General features: G+C 60.6%; 20 protein-coding genes and 1 pseudogene. 11 read left to right on the plus strand and 10 right to left on the minus strand.

Going from position 1 to position 16811, the window contains the following annotated elements:
- Positions 1 to 6: 6 nt before the first annotated feature.
- The gene (locus AC3WQS_RS22420; protein ID WP_046379565.1) at positions 7 to 906 is read right to left on the minus strand and encodes a LysR family transcriptional regulator; all 900 of its coding nucleotides are present in this window, start codon (positions 904 to 906) and stop codon (positions 7 to 9) included.
- 141 nt (positions 907 to 1047) lie between these two features.
- Here AC3WQS_RS22420 and AC3WQS_RS22425 point away from each other — a divergent pair, with 141 nt between their 5' ends.
- From AC3WQS_RS22425 to AC3WQS_RS22440, 4 genes are read left to right on the plus strand one after another with little or no spacing between them, the layout of a single operon-like run.
- Entirely contained in the window at positions 1048 to 2463 is a 1416-nt protein-coding gene (locus AC3WQS_RS22425) for an FAD-binding oxidoreductase (protein ID WP_141488170.1), read from the plus strand.
- Between the two features lie 15 nt (positions 2464 to 2478).
- Positions 2479 to 3120 carry a histidine phosphatase family protein gene (locus AC3WQS_RS22430; protein WP_182261832.1) on the plus strand — a complete coding sequence of 214 codons (642 nt, stop codon included), beginning with the start codon at positions 2479 to 2481 and terminating at the stop codon, positions 3118 to 3120.
- Positions 3120 to 3512 carry a DNA glycosylase AlkZ-like family protein gene (locus tag AC3WQS_RS22435; protein WP_492711859.1) on the plus strand — a complete coding sequence of 131 codons (393 nt, stop codon included), beginning with the start codon at positions 3120 to 3122 and terminating at the stop codon, positions 3510 to 3512. Before AC3WQS_RS22430 ends, AC3WQS_RS22435 begins: the two co-directional genes overlap by 1 nt.
- Positions 3509 to 4162, plus strand: coding sequence for a helix-turn-helix transcriptional regulator (locus tag AC3WQS_RS22440; protein ID WP_492711861.1), 654 nt, complete (start codon positions 3509 to 3511; stop codon positions 4160 to 4162). The genes AC3WQS_RS22435 and AC3WQS_RS22440 overlap by 4 nt, the downstream gene beginning before the upstream one ends.
- Here the strand turns inward: AC3WQS_RS22440 and AC3WQS_RS22445 are convergent.
- On the minus strand, positions 4150 to 4527 hold the full coding sequence (locus tag AC3WQS_RS22445; protein WP_031331446.1) for a VOC family protein: 378 nt from the start codon (positions 4525 to 4527) through the stop codon (positions 4150 to 4152). The two genes, AC3WQS_RS22440 and AC3WQS_RS22445, sit on opposite strands and share 13 nt — an antisense overlap.
- A gap of 97 nt (positions 4528 to 4624) precedes the next feature.
- On the opposite strand from AC3WQS_RS22445, the gene AC3WQS_RS22450 reads away from it, so the two are divergent.
- On the plus strand, positions 4625 to 5350 hold the full coding sequence (locus tag AC3WQS_RS22450; protein ID WP_021333291.1) for a TetR/AcrR family transcriptional regulator: 726 nt from the start codon (positions 4625 to 4627) through the stop codon (positions 5348 to 5350).
- A 333-nt stretch (positions 5351 to 5683) separates the two neighbouring features.
- Positions 5684 to 5920, plus strand: coding sequence for a hypothetical protein (locus tag AC3WQS_RS22455; RefSeq protein ID WP_020971272.1), 237 nt, complete (start codon positions 5684 to 5686; stop codon positions 5918 to 5920).
- Between the two features lie 7 nt (positions 5921 to 5927).
- On the opposite strand, the gene AC3WQS_RS22460 is transcribed toward AC3WQS_RS22455, so the two are convergent.
- Genes AC3WQS_RS22460 through AC3WQS_RS22470 form a run of 3 tightly spaced genes read right to left on the minus strand, consistent with a single transcriptional unit; the run spans position 5928 to position 9429 of the window.
- On the minus strand, positions 5928 to 7583 hold the full coding sequence (locus AC3WQS_RS22460; RefSeq protein WP_492711863.1) for an AMP-binding protein: 1656 nt from the start codon (positions 7581 to 7583) through the stop codon (positions 5928 to 5930).
- Positions 7580 to 8044 (minus strand): MaoC family dehydratase, encoded by a 465-nt coding sequence (locus tag AC3WQS_RS22465; RefSeq protein ID WP_020909637.1) that lies wholly within the window; start codon positions 8042 to 8044, stop codon positions 7580 to 7582. The genes AC3WQS_RS22460 and AC3WQS_RS22465 overlap by 4 nt, the downstream gene beginning before the upstream one ends.
- Before the next feature lie 14 nt (positions 8045 to 8058).
- Positions 8059 to 9429 carry an MFS transporter gene (locus AC3WQS_RS22470; protein ID WP_019745950.1) on the minus strand — a complete coding sequence of 457 codons (1371 nt, stop codon included), beginning with the start codon at positions 9427 to 9429 and terminating at the stop codon, positions 8059 to 8061.
- 218 nt (positions 9430 to 9647) lie between these two features.
- Here AC3WQS_RS22470 and AC3WQS_RS22475 point away from each other — a divergent pair, with 218 nt between their 5' ends.
- From AC3WQS_RS22475 to AC3WQS_RS22490, 4 genes and pseudogenes are all read left to right on the plus strand, one after another.
- Positions 9648 to 10346, plus strand: a complete 699-nt coding sequence (locus AC3WQS_RS22475) for a TetR/AcrR family transcriptional regulator (RefSeq protein ID WP_223258012.1) — start codon at positions 9648 to 9650, stop codon at positions 10344 to 10346.
- A 37-nt stretch (positions 10347 to 10383) separates the two neighbouring features.
- A pseudogene (locus AC3WQS_RS22480) lies at positions 10384 to 10995 on the plus strand (PHP domain-containing protein); the annotation flags it as partial.
- A 100-nt stretch (positions 10996 to 11095) separates the two neighbouring features.
- Positions 11096 to 11221, plus strand: coding sequence for a hypothetical protein (locus AC3WQS_RS22485; RefSeq protein ID WP_492711929.1), 126 nt, complete (start codon positions 11096 to 11098; stop codon positions 11219 to 11221).
- A gap of 73 nt (positions 11222 to 11294) precedes the next feature.
- Complete coding sequence (locus tag AC3WQS_RS22490) at positions 11295 to 11507, plus strand: hypothetical protein (protein WP_021346022.1); 213 nt, start codon at positions 11295 to 11297, stop codon at positions 11505 to 11507.
- Between the two features lie 8 nt (positions 11508 to 11515).
- On the opposite strand, the gene AC3WQS_RS22495 is transcribed toward AC3WQS_RS22490, so the two are convergent.
- Together AC3WQS_RS22495 and AC3WQS_RS22500 are read right to left on the minus strand one after the other, a co-directional pair.
- The gene (locus AC3WQS_RS22495) at positions 11516 to 12043 is read right to left on the minus strand and encodes a CinA family protein (protein WP_021346028.1); all 528 of its coding nucleotides are present in this window, start codon (positions 12041 to 12043) and stop codon (positions 11516 to 11518) included.
- Between the two features lie 77 nt (positions 12044 to 12120).
- Complete coding sequence (locus AC3WQS_RS22500) at positions 12121 to 13269, minus strand: glutamate--cysteine ligase 2 (RefSeq protein ID WP_021346024.1); 1149 nt, start codon at positions 13267 to 13269, stop codon at positions 12121 to 12123.
- A gap of 160 nt (positions 13270 to 13429) precedes the next feature.
- On the opposite strand from AC3WQS_RS22500, the gene AC3WQS_RS22505 reads away from it, so the two are divergent.
- Positions 13430 to 13735 carry a hypothetical protein gene (locus AC3WQS_RS22505; protein WP_024487711.1) on the plus strand — a complete coding sequence of 102 codons (306 nt, stop codon included), beginning with the start codon at positions 13430 to 13432 and terminating at the stop codon, positions 13733 to 13735.
- Positions 13736 to 13792: 57 nt separating this feature from the next.
- On the opposite strand, the gene AC3WQS_RS22510 is transcribed toward AC3WQS_RS22505, so the two are convergent.
- The 3 genes from AC3WQS_RS22510 to mbp1 form a co-directional block, all read right to left on the minus strand.
- On the minus strand, positions 13793 to 14062 hold the full coding sequence (locus AC3WQS_RS22510) for a DUF7218 family protein (protein WP_492711866.1): 270 nt from the start codon (positions 14060 to 14062) through the stop codon (positions 13793 to 13795).
- 24 nt (positions 14063 to 14086) lie between these two features.
- Positions 14087 to 16261 (minus strand): catalase, encoded by a 2175-nt coding sequence (locus AC3WQS_RS22515; RefSeq protein WP_264613561.1) that lies wholly within the window; start codon positions 16259 to 16261, stop codon positions 14087 to 14089.
- 143 nt (positions 16262 to 16404) lie between these two features.
- Positions 16405 to 16641: a microaggregate-binding protein 1 gene (gene mbp1, locus AC3WQS_RS22520; RefSeq protein WP_003943084.1), complete on the minus strand. Its 237-nt coding sequence runs from the start codon at positions 16639 to 16641 to the stop codon at positions 16405 to 16407.
- Between the last annotated feature and the right edge of the window lie 170 nt (positions 16642 to 16811).

Genomic DNA, 16811 nt, shown 5'->3' on the forward strand with positions numbered 1-16811 from the left:
CTTGTGCTACACAGTGGTTGACGATCTTTCGCGTTCGGCGAGCGCAACGAAGGGTGCAAGCGCGGGATTCGGGTTGTCCGGACGGTAGGTCACGGCAACTTCGAGAGTCGGCTGCATACCGGCGATCTCACACAGATGAATACCCGGGATTCGGAGCATCCGGGCCCGCCCCTGCGGGATCGGCGCAATTCCCACCCCGTCCGAGACGGCGTGCAAAACCTGCTCGTCGTCAGCCTCGAATCGAACGATATTGGGAGTGCTGTCGGGCCAAAGTTGTTCGAGCGTACGCGAATACATCCCGGGCGCATTCGCCTCGGGCCAGAATACGACGGGGATGTCCACCAGATCTCCGAGTTCGAGTGTCGTTCGATCCCCGAACGGATGATCCACGGGAACGGCGACCAGGATAGGTTCGGTGTCGAGGACGATCAGGGGAAGTTCACGATCGTCGTCATCGAGCGGCGGTCGCACAACCGCGATGTCGACGGCTCCGGTTCGGACGAGGTCGACAGTCTGCGCCGAAGTGCCCCGGTGCACGACAACTTCGACGCCTGGATAGAGCTTGCGATAAGTGCTGACCAGATCCCCGACGGCGCCACCCGCCCACGACCGGGTGTACGCGATGCGCAGTTCCCCGTCCACACCGCGTGCAGCCAATCGAATTCGTTCGACCGCCCGGTCTGCGCACCCGAGCAAGAAGCGTGCCTCTCGTACCGCTACCCGCCCCGCGTCGGTGAAAGTGAACTGCGGACCTCGGCGGTCCACCAGAGGAACTCCGAGTTCGCGCTCGAGAACCTTGATCTGCTGACTGAGTGCAGATTGCGCCACGTGGACGTTCGCGGCGGCGCGAGTGAAGCTGCCGTGATCCGACAGAGCAATCAGATAGCGTGCGCGCTGCAGGTTCATACGGCGATTATAAGAAGAACAGATGGTGGTGTCACTACTTGGTCTTGGACAGCGCATCACCTGAGGTCGGAGGATCGAGTGCAGGTTGTTCCACCGCTCGCCTCCCGAAAAACTGTCCCCCGAACGATCACAAGGTTGAACATGAGCCCCCGAACACTCGTCGAAGCACGCGAACCTGCAACGGACGCGAGGTTCCTCGACGCCCTCGCAGAGATCGTCGGCGAAGCGCACGTCCTCACCGATCCAGAGCTGATCGAGGGTTACACACGCGACTGGACGGGACGTTGGATCGGTGACGCAATAGCTGTGGTCCGTCCGGCCGACACCGCCGAAGTGTCCGCCGTCGTCACGACCTGCTTCGAGGCCGGGATTCCCATCACCCCACAAGGTGGAAATACCGGACTGGTCGGTGGCGGAATACCGTCGGCTGGATCAGTGGTGCTGAGCACCAGGCGCTTGGATTCGATCGAGACCGTCGACCCCATCGGCCGGACAATCGCGGCCGGTGCGGGCGTGACCGTCGCTCGCGCCGACCTGGCGGCCTCCGCACACGGCCTCCGATTCGGAATCGATTTGGCATCAAAGGAATCCGCGACCCTCGGCGGCATCGTCGCAACCAACGCCGGCGGTACCCGAATGGTCCGATACGGAAATACACGGGCACAGATACTCGGGATCGAGGCAGTACTTGCCGATGGTTCGGTACTGAGTAGATGGACTCCACTCGTCAAAGACAATGTCGGATACGACATCCCAGGGCTTCTTGCGGGCAGTGAGGGAACGCTCGCGATTGTCACCAAGGTCCTGATGAAGTTGGTCACCCCGGCGACCGACACCCAGGTCGTGCTCGCGGGTGTGCGCGACGTCGATCAAGCGCTGCAGCTGTGTAATCGAGTGCGCCAGAGCGGGTTGACCGTCGAAGCCGCCGAAATCATGACCGACGACGGCATCTCCCTCGTCTGCGCACACACCGATGCCCGTCGCCCGTTCGGAACACCGTCACCGATGTACACCCTGATCGAGGTGTCATCGCCGCGCGAGACGGAAGAGTCACTCCTCGAAGTTCTCTCCGCCTCTGCCGATCTCATCGAGGACGCGACAGTCGAGCCTGGCCCCGCTCGAAAACTGTGGACTCTGCGAGAAAGCCATACCGAAAGCATCAGCGCTTCATCGACGACTCCGGTGGTCAAACTCGACATCTCCGTCCCCTTGTCCGTGATGGGCATGTTCATCGAGAGCCTCCGCGAAGTACTCACCGAACGATTCGTCCATGTGCGTCCAATGTTGTTCGGACACTTCGCCGACGGGAATATCCATGTGAATCTTCTTGACGCCGAACCGAGCATCGCCCACGAACTGACCGATACGGTCTTCGAACTCGTCTCCGCCCATCACGGAAGTATCAGCGCCGAGCACGGGATCGGTCGCGCGAAGTCACCGTGGATAGCGCTGGGGCGCACGGAAACCGACATCGCCGCCATGAAGCTGATCAAATCGTCCTGGGATCCGCGTGGAATCCTCAATCCTGGAATACTGTTGCCCGAAACGGTCGGGTAAACAAAAAGGGGTCTCGTGCAGGATCTTTACGTCGTCACTCATCCTCATGCCGAACACACAGCACAGGACATCGTCGGAGGTTGGCACAATTCGGTTCTCACGCCCGCAGGCAGGCGCGATGCAGAATTGATCGCCGAAGAGTTGAAACGTCGACGGACAGGAACTTCGCGCCCGATCCGCATCACCTCTTCCGACCTCGAACGGTGCGCCGAGACATCCGCGATCATCGCCCGGACACTTAATGTTCCGGCGACAACAGACTCTCGATTGCGCGAAATCAGCTTCGGAGAAGCCGAAGGGCGCCCGAACTCGTGGCTGACCCAGCGGCAGGTTCCGGCTCCTGACGACAACCGCCTCGATCACCGTGGCCCCGTTGCCGGTGCCGAAACCCGCCGCGACATCGCATCAAGGGTCGGTGAGTGCATTCGCGAACTGATGACCGAACTCGATCACGATCACATCGTCGTAACACACGGATTTGCACACACATTCGTCGTCTCCGCCTGGCTGCAGATCCCCGTCGAAGCCACAGGGTTTGCGAACTTCGCGACCACGCCCGGGGCCATCACACATCTCCAACACGACGACTACTGGCGCAATCGAACTCTCGCGCAACTAGCCGATACGACGCACTTGGCCTGTGGCACGATGGCCTGATGCGCCATGTCTCCGACGACGAACGCCGTGCACGCATAGGAGTACGTCATGCGCTGGCGCCTTCGTTCCGCGTCGATTATCCGGAAGCTGCCACGCGGGCGATGACGGTACTGCACGCCACCGAGTCAGCGACGGTCTATCTGTCTTGCTGGGCGAGGGTTCGGTCATTGGACGCCGCCGACGTCGACAACGCGTTGTACGTCCAACGCAGTCTCGTGAAGCAATTGGCTATGCGCCGCACGCTCTTCACGTTCCCCCGAGACTTGCTGCCGGCCGCGTGGTCGAGTGCGTCCGCCCGCGTCGCGAACACCGAGCGCGCACGAATGGCCAAGGATGTCGTCAAGGCCGGAATCGCCGTCGACGGCAACGACTGCGCACCGGCGAGGCCATGATTCTGCCTGCAGGCGTCCTCAATACCGTTACGGTTCCGACGGGTTCACTGCTTCTGCCGCTCGGCTTCCGCTCCTCGAACGGATCGACCGTATCTGCCGACGCCCTCGAGACCGTGCAGTTCTCCCCCGATGACGAATTGGCATTGCTGCACACTTTCGTCGCCGCCTACACACCCTTGCGCCCGCGTGGCCACGACAGCGCCGCAGCATTCGACATCATCGCCACCGGCCCTCTCGCACAATCGGTTTCGAACGGGTCTGCCGCCGATTCGATTGCCACACGACTGGCAGCGACAATCTCCGCCCGACCGGCTGACCCTCGCACTCTGGACGAGTGGGCGCAAGAGTTCGGTACCGACGCGGCCAGGCTGCGCCGGGAGTTCCGTATCGAGACCGGCACTACGTATCCGCAATGGCGATCGCTTTCACGGATGACCCAGGCACGCACCCAACTCCAACTCGGGGTTGCACCCGGAACGGTGTCGAGGAACCTGGGTTACGCGCACCTGCCCGCATTCAGCCGAGCGTTTCGCACTGCGCACGGGATCTCACCGCAGCGCTTCCAAGCTCAGTCCGTCGAACGCGCCCTCTGGTTACGTTCTGTGCCGCGCGCCGCCGAGCCGAGCGCTCGGGTTCTTCACACCCACTGAACGAGCTGCCACACAATGCCGTTGGGATCGACGAACTGGCAGTAGCGCTCGCCCCACGGTTCGGTCTCCGGCTCTGTGACGACGGAGGCACCTTCGGCAGCGATGCGGGCGAACTCGGCGTCGATGTCATCGACCACGAATGCGATGAGCATGCCTTGCCCGGCCGAACCTGCGACGAAGTCCGGCTTGAACGTACCGAGACCGGTGCGCAGGAAGACCACGTTGACCCCGGCATCCGGATGATTCAGAGAAACGAATCCATCGTCGGACATGGCCTCGGTGAAGCCGAAATGGGTTTTCGCGAAGTGGGCCGACGCGTCCGTGTCGGCAACGTTCAAGGACAGAGCAGTGCTGGTGATTTTCATCGTGGCCTCCATGATCATAAACCTTGTGCAGTGCATACAGTATGCACCGTATAAGGTATACCACTGTTAAGGTATTCCCGATTTCTGGAGACGGCTGATGGCACGCGAACTGATCGACCTACTGTGGCGCGATCACCCCCTCGCACCGAAGGGTGGAGCCCGCGGCCCTCGCGCGAAGGTCACCACCTCACAGGCGGTCGACGTCGCTCTCGCCCTCGCGGACGTGGAAGGGCTGGACGCGGTGACGGTGCGCCGATTGGCCGCCGAGCTCGGAATCTCGGGCATGGCGGTGTACACCCACGTCGGGTCCCGTGACGATCTCCTGGTGCTCATGGTCGACACCGTGCGCAGCAACAGTCCGCGCCTGTCGTACGGGAACATGACGTGGCGCAAGCGCGTGCGCCGGGTAGCCGAGGAGGAACTTGCCCTCTACTCGGAGCACTGGTGGCTCCTGGACATCACCGATCAGCGCTCCGCGTTGGGTCCGGGAACTATCGCGAAGTACGACCACGAACTACATGCGTTCGACGGCACCGGGCTGAGCGACATCGAGCGGGATTCCGCGCTGACGTTTGTCGCCGACTTCGCACGGTCCTCGGCGCAAGCACGGCGCCCCGACCCCCGAGCGGCCGACATGGCCGAGGTGTGGTCGTCCTGGAACCAGCGTCTGGCTGCCTATCTCGGCGACAACTTCCCGCTGGCGCAGCGAGTCGGAGGAGCGGCCGGCGAAGCCAAGAACACCCCGTACAGCCCCGAGGCAGCGTGGAAATTCGGGCTGGACCGGGTCCTCGACGCCCTGGAAGGTCTTGTTCACATCGAATGACATTCCTGCAATTCGAAACCGCGAGAGCTGTTGCACGCCTATGAGAATCAATCGACCGAGAGGTACGGGGTTCCAGTGAGCTTCTGATCGAGATTCCGCTGCGCGACGCAACCAGCTAGCCCCGACTTCAGCGGCATATATCCACGGAGAAGGGGTAGACGAGTAGATACCGGCGGCACATCGACTCAACTCCAGGCGTGGTGGACAATGTTTCTCAGCGACCAGTCAATTCGTCATCACACCCGCCGTTTCGGTGCAGCTCTGTCGCCTTCTCACAAATGGCCTCCCCCGACCGAAACACAGCGCGTCGCACGCTGGAGTGAGAGGTCGGAGATGCTCGGCGCGCTGTCAGTACTCCTGTTCTGGGCTTTCGGCTTCGGCATCCTTCTGGGTGCGGGCGCGATTACAACAGGAATCTTTGCGCTCCGACGTCGCCCGAAGAAGTCTGGCGGGCATCTGCTCTCGAATGCCCGCCAGCTGCCGTGGGATGCAATAGTCGGCCTCTTCACCGGCGTCATCGGTCTTGCCCTGAGCGGTTGGTTCTTCGTCGTGGTCCTACCCAACATGTAGGCGTCTGCTAGCCAAGGCCGTTCGCGTCAGTGGCCAATGTTCGGAGTTCCCGTCGTAGGATCTTGCCCGTGGTGGTGAGCGGCAAGCTGTCGATGAAGGTGATCTGCCTGGGGTACTGGTAGAAAGCAAGGCGGCATTTCACGTGGGTCTGCAACTCCTGGCGAAGCTCTTCCGAAGAGTTCGTTCCTTCGGACAGAACGACAAAAGCGTGAACGGCTTCCCCGCGCAACGGATCCGGAACACCGATGACGCCGGCCATAGCTACCTCGTCGTGCGAGAGCAGGCACTCTTCGATCTCGCCGGGGCCGATCCGGTACCCCGCGGACGAAATGACGTCATCGGCACGCCCCTGGTACCAGAAGTTCCCCGCTTCATCGGTCCGACCCAGATCACCGGTATGAATCCACCCGTCGTAGACCTTTTCATCAGTCTTCGACGGTTGGTTCCAATAGCCGAGGAACTGTCCGGGGTTGCCTGCCTTCACACAGATCTCGCCTACCTGCCCCACCGCTACCGGCTCGCCGAGCGGATCGAGGAGGGTGACGTCGAAGCCCGGAAAAGCGCGACCCATCGAGCCGCTCACGGGCGTCCACTTCGAACGCGAAGTGCCGATGGTCAGATTCATTTCCGTCTGCCCGTAGAACTCGTTGACAGCTACGCCGAGTGTGTTTGCAACCCACGCCTGCAATGCGTCACCGAGGGCTTCACCACCAGTTCCCAATGCTCGCAGCCGAATACCACGCGCAGCGGTGCCGTCGACGCCGATACTCCGCATCTGCTTGAGCGCAGTCGGAGGAATGAAGGCACCCGTTACTTTGTGACGGCTCAGAATCTCGACCGCACGCGCCGGTGTGAATTTGTCGGGCGTCGCAACAACGGGGCACCCCAACGCAAGGGCTGGAAACAGAACGTCGAACAGACCGCCGATCCAGGCCCAGTCTGCCGGCGTCCAGAAGACATCTCCCCGCTGCGGCGCATTGTCGAATGCCGTCCGCATACCGGGCATGTGCGCCAAGAGAATTCGATGCCCGTGGAGGGCGCCTTTCGGATTCCCCGTCGTTCCCGAGGTATAGATGATGATGGCGTGTGAATCGGGGCCCGTCGCCGCCAATTCCGCGCTTTCTGCGGCACTGTCGACGAGGCTGTGGAAATCGAGAAGTCGAACGGGGGTCGAATCGGAGGGCTGATCCGTCTTTCCGACAACGATGACGGCTTCGATGCCGGGTATCTCACCGATTCCGTCGGCAACTCGTTCGTAACAGTCCTTGTCGACCACAAGCACTTTCGCTCCCGAGTCACGCATTCGATGAACGACCGCATCCGACCCGAACTTGACCGATAGCGGAACGGTGACCATTCCGGATCGGAAGGCGCCCAGATGTGTCGCGAGAACCTCGATCCCCTGTGGGACCATCACACCGACGCGATCCCCTGAGACAAGGCCGAGATCCGCAAGCACGGTTGCGAACTTACGGCTTGTCGTGGCGACTTCACCGAAGGTGTACCGACTCCAGTGTCCACCGGTGTCTACGACGAGGGCTAGATCATCGGGATTCTGCACATCGACACAGGCGTGCGCGATGTTGAATTGCTCTGGCACAGTCCATTCGAAGTTTTCCGCTTCGAGATCCTGCCACCATGACATATGCGGCCGAGAACTCACCGAGCACCCACTTCGAGGTCGAGAGAATGGGTCTCGCCTACCAGGAAAGAGAATTCGCCGGAGAAAACAAGGTCTCCGTCTTGGTTGACGAGTGAGCCTTTCGACGTCACGATCGCGGTCTCACCGTCCGAGCGAGGGCGCACCGACAGCACTTCCGACACCGCATGCACCGAGTCGCCGAGGTAGGTCGGCCGGTGGAACCTGACGTGATCAAGTCCGTAAAAGCACTGGAGGTAACGGGGATCCAACTCCACCAGGCCGAGCAAGGTGGACAGCATGAGTGCGCCGTGGGCGATCTGGCGACCGAAGCGCGTCTGCTGCGCGTAGTCGGGGTCGAGGTGAAGAGGATGGCGATCCCAGGTGAGGTCGGCGAAACTTCGCACATAGTCTTCGGTGACGACCCGCGGGTCCGTTACCGCAATGTCTCCGACAGAGATCTCTTCGAAACTCTTTGTGATCATTGAAGTTTCCTCTACTAGTTGACAACCGTTGAGCGTTGATCGACCGGCGGTAGATAGGCCCCGTTGTCATCGATGTACATGTCGCGGCTTCCTTCGTCGAGGTCGGTGTCACGGACGAAGTAGACGCTGATCAGCGAAATAACCGACAGGGCAGCGATATACACAGCCACCGCGAACGATCCACCTGTCGCGCGAACCAACATGGCCGCGACCATCGGCGCGATTGCTCCACCCAAGAGCACACCGATCTGGAAAGCGATCGAGGCCGCGCTGTAGCGCACCCTGGCGTCGAACAATTCGGCGATGAACGTCGCCTGCGGCCCGTACGAGATGCTGAGCATGAAGGCGCCGACCGCCAATGCGCCGGTGGTGATCCAGAAGTTGCCGGTATCTATCGCGGCGAATGCAACGAAGACCCACAGACCCATGCCGGTGATCCCGACCATCAGGATCCGGCGTCGGCCGAACTTTTCGGACAGTTGACCAAAGATCGGAATGAAGATGACGGCAACGAGCGCGGACACCATGACCGCGCCGAGCATGAGGTTTCCGGACAGCAGATCGAATTGATCGGCGTACGTCAGGCTGTAGGTGTTGAGGATGTAGAAGTAGGCGCCGGTGCTGATCATCGAACCTGCGGCAAGAATGATCTGGCGAGGATAGTTCTTGAACGCGTCGACCATCGGGATCTTGACCGCGGTGTTCTGCTGCTTCACGCGAGCGAATGCCGGAGTCTCTTCCAACGCCGTGCGAATGTACAGCCCCACTGCAACCAAAGCGATACTCAGCAGGAACGGAATTCGCCATCCCCACACCAGGAATTGGTCTCCGGTGAGCGCCTTGGTGCCGAACATGACGGCCGTCGCCAGCAGAAGGCCGGCGGGCACACCCACCTGCGGCATGCTGCCGTAGAAGCCGCGGCGATTCTTGGGTGCGTACTCCACAGCAGTCAAAACTGCACCGCCCCACTCGCCGCCGACGCCGAATCCTTGAATCAGCCTCAACACAACGAGAAGAATCGGGGCCCACACACCGATCTGGGAAGACGTCGGAAGGACGCCGACCAGGAATGTTGCAGCTCCCATCAAGAGAAGTGCAAGCACCAAGACCTTCTTGCGTCCGATGCGGTCACCGAAGTGGCCCATCACAACACCGCCGAGTGGCCGCGCCAGAAAGCCGACCGCAAAGGTAGCGAAGGAGAGAATCGTCGCCAGCGCGGGATCTGCGCCCGAAAAGAACAGCGGCGCAAAGACCAAAGCGGCGGAGGCGCCGTAGATCTGAAAGTCGTACCACTCGATCGTGGTGCCGACCAGAACTGATCCGGCTACACGCCGCAGGGCAGGCCTGTCGACAGTTGCGGGAGATGGAGGATTCGCGTCGTTCATGTCATTGCTCCTTGTATGGAGTGCCCTGTTAGCTCGCGCACCGAGGGGAGGCTCGACAAGAACACTATGCAGTGACCCAACGCACAGTCAAGCATTTTTCAATCGATCGATTGATGAATAGATATGTAATTTGCCAGTACACAGGCAGCTATCAATCAATTGATTGACGGTCAGTCGATTTCGGCGGCGATGCTAGCATGATTGGGCAACCAACCGAAATGAGGATCATGGACCTGGGGCGCGTTCAACGGGCGGCAGTCACGCTGTTCGCGACGAAAGGGTTCGCCGCTACCGGCATTCGTGAACTCGGAGCAGAAGCCGGCATCAACTCGGCAACGCTCTATCACTACGTCGGCAGCAAAGAGTCACTGTTGGCCTCGATCATTCGGTCGTGCCTCGACGAGCTGACACAGTCGGGAGAGCGGGCGATGCGCCGCAGCGCCGATCCCGTGGTCCAGCTCGCCGGCCTGGTGTCGTCGCACGTCGGCATTACCGCTGTCAACCAACTGACTGCCCGCGTCGCCGAGTACGAGATGCGCGGATTGACCGGAGACAACCGCATCGAGTTGCAGACGCTGCGCGACGAGTACGAGCTTCTTTTCGGACAGATCCTCGAACGCGGACAACGCGTGGGCGCCTTCGACATCGAAGATCTGGCATTGAGCCGACTCGCGATACTGGAGATGTGCACCGGGGTTGCGCACTGGTACCGGCCCGGTGGGCGTCTCGAGTTGGAAGATGTCCAGCGATTCTTCGTCAGCACCACATGCAAGCTTCTGTCGGTTCCGTCCGACGAACTGAACGGAGTGGAATTCATTCACGAAGTTCGAAAGCTGGACAGCGAACCCGAGACTCAGTCCTCCGAAATTTGGGGCACCCACGCACAGAGCGACTTCGTACGCCAGTCCGAACTGTAATCACACCAGAACTTCCGCGCTCTGATACGAACTGAACATGCAACTACCCGCGGACAGTCATGTTCACAGCGAGTGGTCGTGGGATACCGGCGGGCCACAGTCCGACGCTTCCGGGCGAATGCAACAGACTTGCGCACGTGCCGAAGCAATCGGATTGCCCGCGTTGGTGTTCACCGAGCATCTCGACTTCGATGCTCGGTGGCGCACAACCGCCGCAGATCTGATGCCCCATCAACATCACCTGCTGAGCACCGACGGCTACGTCCGCGCACCCATCCTCGACCTCGACGGCTATCTCGACAGCATCGAACGATGTCGACACCGTTTTCCTGAATTGCGGATTCTCACCGGAGTCGAGTTCGGACAACCGCACCTGCACGAAGCGCAGGCGTCGCACCTCCTTGATCTCGGTGTGATCGACCGGGTATTGGGGTCCTTGCACACGCTCGAAGTCGGCGACGATCGGAGTGAACCGAACACCCTGTTTCGAAAGTGGGGCGCCGACGAAGTGATGTGGGCTTACCTCGAAGAGATCCCGCGTATGGTGGCTGGCTCTCAGACCTTCGAGGTGTTCACCCATATCGACTATGCCGTGCGTGCATGGCCGACCGAAATCGCCGGACCTTTCGATCCCCGCCGATTCGAGGACGGATTCCGAAATGCGATGCGCGCTATCGCCGAAAGCGGTCGGGCGCTCGAGATGAACACCCGTCGACTGTGGTTGGTGGAGCGAAGAGGGAGGCAAAGCGGTGACATTCGGAAGCGATGCCCATGTGCCCGAGGCTCTGGCGGCGAACTTCCCGGAAGCGACAGCGATGCTCGAACACTACGGATTCCGTTCAGGTCGAAGGCCCGAAGATTACTGGACCCGCTGACCTTCTGTTCTCCTGGCCGACATTTCCGTGAGCAAAGGTTGTCGGAGGCGGATCTACCCGCAATAGTCGATGTATGGATCGGTACAAGATCACGATGCCCGACGGCTCCTCGACCGAGGAACCTTTCGACTCCGACAAGCAAGCAATCGCGTGCGCCGTGGATGCCAATCGAGGCGTCAGCAAGCACCTTGTAGTCGAGAAATACACGGCCGACGGCCGTCTGATTCCTACTGCTCAGGCTCCTGCGAAACACAAGGGACATCACAAGAATCGTTCGAACAGTTGAATTCTCGACTACACCACGCCTATCGAACTTGGTGTGCGACGACCGGACGCGTGACGCAAAAGTAGACCGATCGCATGCTCGACGGTCGCCCCCAGGACAGCTTCGGGGTCACCTGAGAAAACCTGCTTCTCTGTTTCAGCGGTCCCATGATCGACGACTCCGAACCACACAGTTCCCGGTGGGACGTTCTCCTGGGTATCCGGACCGGCTTCGCCGGTGACCGCCAGTGCCAACGTCGCGCCGAACAGTGTGGCAGTGCTGTGTGCCATGACCCGAGCAGCGTCCTCGCAGACGACTGGGCCGTCAGGAACATGAAGAACGGAATGCTTGACCGCTCGGGTATATGCGACGATCCCGCCACAAAACCAGGAACCGGCGTTCGGCGCCTTTCCTAGATGTGCGGCGATGTTCCCGGCGGTCAACGATTCCGCCGTCGCCACCGACAGACCGTGTTCCTCTACTGCTGCAGCCAACTGCCTGCACATATCGTCGAGATCCTTGTCCGACGGAAGCTCGGGTCGTGGATCGCCATTCATATGTTGCTCCTCCTGCTGTCCGATCGGTGACCTCGATAAGAAATTGGAAGTCTTGGAATGCCAATTCCAACCGTGCCCTACAGCTCACTGCCACCTTGTGAACTGCACCCTTCGAAAGTGCGTCGGGCGCACTCGTCGATCACATCGGCCACCCGTGACCGGCGTGCGAGTTGCCGGCGCTGCACGATCGCCCCGTTTCCGTTGCTGAAGACCTTGTCCAAGGAAGCCGTGACCTGCTCGAACTCTCCGAATGCGGTCAGAGCAGGTTCGACATGATCCACCAATCGCCGAACCGCCTGGTGTGCAGTCAGCAAGCGCACGGATTCCACGTCCAGCGACCTGCCGTCGAGTCCGTCGCGTGCTGCACGCCAGCAAGCCGCGCGGAGTAGCTCCTGATCGACGGCAGGCGCAACCTCACCTTTGGTGATCGCAGCGGATGCGGTGCCGACGAGTGCCTGCACCAGTGTGGCCAGAGTCATCGTCTCCTCCACGGTGGCGGGCACGTCGCTGATCCGAATCTCCACGGTGGGAAGGTGATCCGACATGCGCACGTCCCAATAGACCATGTGCGGATCGAGAATGACCCCCGTCTCCAGCATCGCTGCAACGGCATCTTCGTAGTGCCCCACGGACTCGAAGAAGGGTGGCGGACCCGAACTGGGCCATCTGCCGAACAGAACGTAACGCCAACTCGCATAACCGGTATCGCGCCCCTCGCTGATCGGGGAGTTCGCCGTCAATGCCAACAAAGTTGGTAACCATGGACGCAGATGATTGATGATCTGGACCGATCGTTCTCGATCTTCGACACCCACGTGAATGTGGCAACCGCACATCACACCTTCGGTGATTGCACCGAATTGACCGGCCATCCGTTGGTACCGCGACTTCTGCGTGATCTCGTCGACCGGTGGATCGTAGAAAGGCGTTCCGACAGCGATGAGTTGACATCCCACGCGGGCAGCGGCATCGGCGGTGAGGGCACGAGACTCACAGAGTTGGTCACGAAGGTCACGAATGTGGCTGCCGATCGAAGTGGAAGTCTCCACCTGACAACGTGTGAGTTCGAGTTGCAACGAGATACCGAGTTCTCGCCCGGCAGCAGCAACCTCGGAGTTGCGCAGACTGGGACGCCCAGTCTGCGGATCGCAGAGCAAAAACTCCTCCTCGACACCGAGAGTCGGTGTACCTACCGAGAATAGGTCAGGAGTCGGCTTCCCATTCATAGGCCTTCCTCGCACCGGTTTTCCTCCACACCCGATACTTCGAGCGTACGGCTTTCTCCGCACTTCGGCACTACTCCATCTGTTTCATTCACCCATCGATCGGGTAGTTGCCCTGTGAACCGACGACGAGCGAAGAATCGCAAGTCTTCATGAGCGAAGGATGGAGTGCGCCGTGACCAACATGAGCGGGAGTTCACCGGTAGATGACGAACACACCAATCGATCGCACGTCGGGGAGGCAATCAGCGACGGGCGCAACTATCCCGGATACCTGCTGATCGGGCTGGGTCTGGCAACACTCGGATTGACTTTGGTGGCAGCAGGTTACGGATTTCGCGGATGGGCAGTCATCGCCGGCGCGGTGTGCGTCGTGTCCTTCGTCGTCGGAACAGGGGCCATCTTGATGGAACACCGTCGGGTCAAGCGACTGGAAGGTCAGGAACTCTTCGATCAAGAAGGGCACTGAACCGAACGCTCGAGTTGTATTCTGCACAAGCAGAATACAACTCGAGCAGAATCCGGCTCAGTGATCGCGGAGTTTCTCGATCAGCTCACCCTTGTTCAGTTTCGAGTACCCGTGCAGATCGAGTTCCTTGGCGCGTTTCTTCAGATCGTCGACCGTCCACTCCTCGTACGGCGAAGATTGTCCGCCGGACTTGGTGACAGTCGACCGCCCTCGATTGGCGGCCGCATTGGAGATTCGAGCCGCCTTCTCCTTGGAATCACCCTTCTCACGTAGCTCTTCGTAGAGTTCTTGATCCTTGAGTTGAGGTTGTGAGTCCTTGCGAGCCACTGTTTCGTCCCTTCACTCGTGTCTTCACTCCGACGGTGTAGGCGGCACCTCGAAACGCCCCCACACGCGGTGTGTCTTCAGAAGCTGAGCTAGTGAGGCGAGGGCTCCTTCCGCGTCAGCATCGACGACGACTCCCAATGCAGACTCGTCGATACCGGCGGCAGCCAGCGCACTCATGCTCTCACCCCAACCACCAATTGCCTTGCTGTGACGATACATTTCGTTCAGCAGTGTCTCCACCCGTGGATCCAACTTGCCCTCGCCGATCCGAGAAACGTCGCCGCTCAGCAGGATTGCATCGAATTCGATCGAACGAGCCGTGAGGTACGTTCGCTGCACCGTCACCGCGTCGTCACCGTCCCCGATGGTTCCGCCGTGCGGGCCGAGGATCAGCGGCACCATGCCGGCGTCGAAGATCTTGTCTCGAATGGCGACCACGGTGTCGAGATCGGAGTTCTCGTCGACCAGTAGCGCGATGATCCTTCCGTCGACGGGCCATTCCGCGCCAACCTGGGACAGTGCAGGGCTGAGCTCCGGATCACTCAACGGCTCCGTCGGTTCGGGAACCGGAAGGCCGAGCCCCCCTGCGACAATCGACACGAGACCCGCGTCGATGTTCGCCAAGATTCCCAGATTCCGGGTCTTGATGTTCTCCTCGTAGCACTTGCCCAATTCGAAGGTATACGCCTGCGCAACGTGCTCCTGTTCGACAGGGGAGAGACTGCGATAGAAGAGTCGAGCTTGCGAGAAGTGATCGTCGAACGATGCCGGCGCCTGCCTCCCCTTTCGCCCTGAAACTTCCTCAGGCACCTCGATATAGGCCGCGCTGTCCGCCGAGGCCATGAACGGGCACCCACCGTCCAACGAATTGGGATGGTACGGAGCGACTCCGGTATGCACGCCGTCCTGATGGAAGCCGTCGCGAAGCATGTCGTTGACAGGCGCGTGAGGACGGTTGATCGGAATCTGGTCGAAGTTGGGGCCACCGAGTCGCGTGATCTGGGTGTCGAGGTACGAGAACAAACGCGCCTGCAGGAGACGATCGTTGGTGATGTCGACGCCCGGAACCAAGTGGCCCGGATGGAATGCAACCTGCTCGGTCTCGGCGAAAAAGTTCGTCGGATTGGCGTCGAGTGTCATCGTTCCGATGACCTGAACCGGCGCTAGTTCTTCGGGCACGATCTTGGTGGGATCCAATAGATCTATGCCTTCGAACATTTCGTCTTCGGTATCAGGGAACACCTGCACGCCCAGATCCCAGGACGGATATGCGCCCGCCTCGATGGCGTCGGCAAGATCGCGTCGATGGAAATCCGGATCCACACCGCCGGCGATCTGCGCTTCCTCCCACACGAGTGAATGCACTCCGGCGGCCGGCTTCCAGTGGAATTTCACCAGATTCGTCTCGCCGTCGGCATTCACGAGCCTGAACGTGTGAATGCCGAAGCCCTCCATCATGCGATAGGAGCGCGGGATGCCTCGATCGGACATGTTCCACAATGTGTGCGCCGTGGCCTCGGTGTGCAGCGACACGAAATCCCAGAACGTGTCGTGCGCGCTCTGCGCCTGCGGAATCTCCCGGTCCGGGTGGGGTTTCGCGGCATGGATGATGTCTGGGAACTTGATTCCGTCCTGGATGAAGAACACCGGGATGTTGTTGCCCACCAAATCGAATACACCTTCGTCGGTGTAGAACTTGGTGGCGAAGCCGCGTGTGTCTCGGACGGTATCCGCCGAACCGCGTGAACCCAGAACTGTCGAGAAGCGTACGAATACCGGGGTTCTGGCACCTGAAGCGAACAACGAGGCTTTACAGATGTTTTCGGCTGCGCCATTCGCCAGGAACGTGCCGTGCGCGGCCGCCCCGCGGGCGTGGACGACACGCTCCGGAATTCGCTCGTGATCGAAGTGTGTGATCTTCTCACGCAGATGGTGATCCTGCAGAAGAGTCGGGCCCCGCTCGCCGGCGGTCAGTGAGTGGTCAGTCTCGTAAAGCCGTGTACCGGTGGCGGTGGTGAGGTACTCCCCCCGCTGGCCACGTCCATTTCCCTTCACCTTCTCTTCGGCACCCGCGACGGTACGCACCTCCGGCTGCCGCTGGTCGTCCTTGGGCGGCAACGGCTGTCGAGGCTTGACCGGTTCTTTCAGGTCCGGCGCTTTCGGGGCCGGTGCACCTGGGACGGACTGAGATGAAGGCATCGAACAGCTCCTCTTGATCGTCATGCTGGGCGCACGAATCTTGTTACGCCCTAAGTAAGTAGAGATTTCAAACTGAACGCGGAGCCACGACTCACCCTCGGGCTGGGATCAATCCCAGGCCGAGGGTGACGAGTGCGTCAGGGCTATTGCTCGGACTTCTGTCGCGCTTCGTCTGCGGCCGCTTCGGCGCGAGCCTTCTCGGCTTCCGCCTCTTTCTTCGCGACTTCTCGCTGGCTTTCGGCCTTGTCCTGCTGGGCGCGGCCCTCTCGGGTCAAACTGTCGTTTCCGGAAACCGCACCAACGGCTTCCTTGGCCTTACCCTTGACGTCCTCTACTACGCCTTTGATTCCCTCGCTGGGACCGCTCTTGTCATCTGGCACGTTGACCCTCCAATACGTTTCGGATTCTCGCTCAGGGTTCCCACACAGGCAGGACTCCCACACAGAAGGCCCTACCCCGTCGAAATTCGCATAAACATCCGTGCACCGACACGCCACAACGCGTACGGGTAGCGACCGCCGAGGGGGGTGCCGTTCACTCTCGTGTGTTA

The sequence above is a fragment of the Rhodococcus sp. FW305-130 genome, assembly GCF_058788335.1.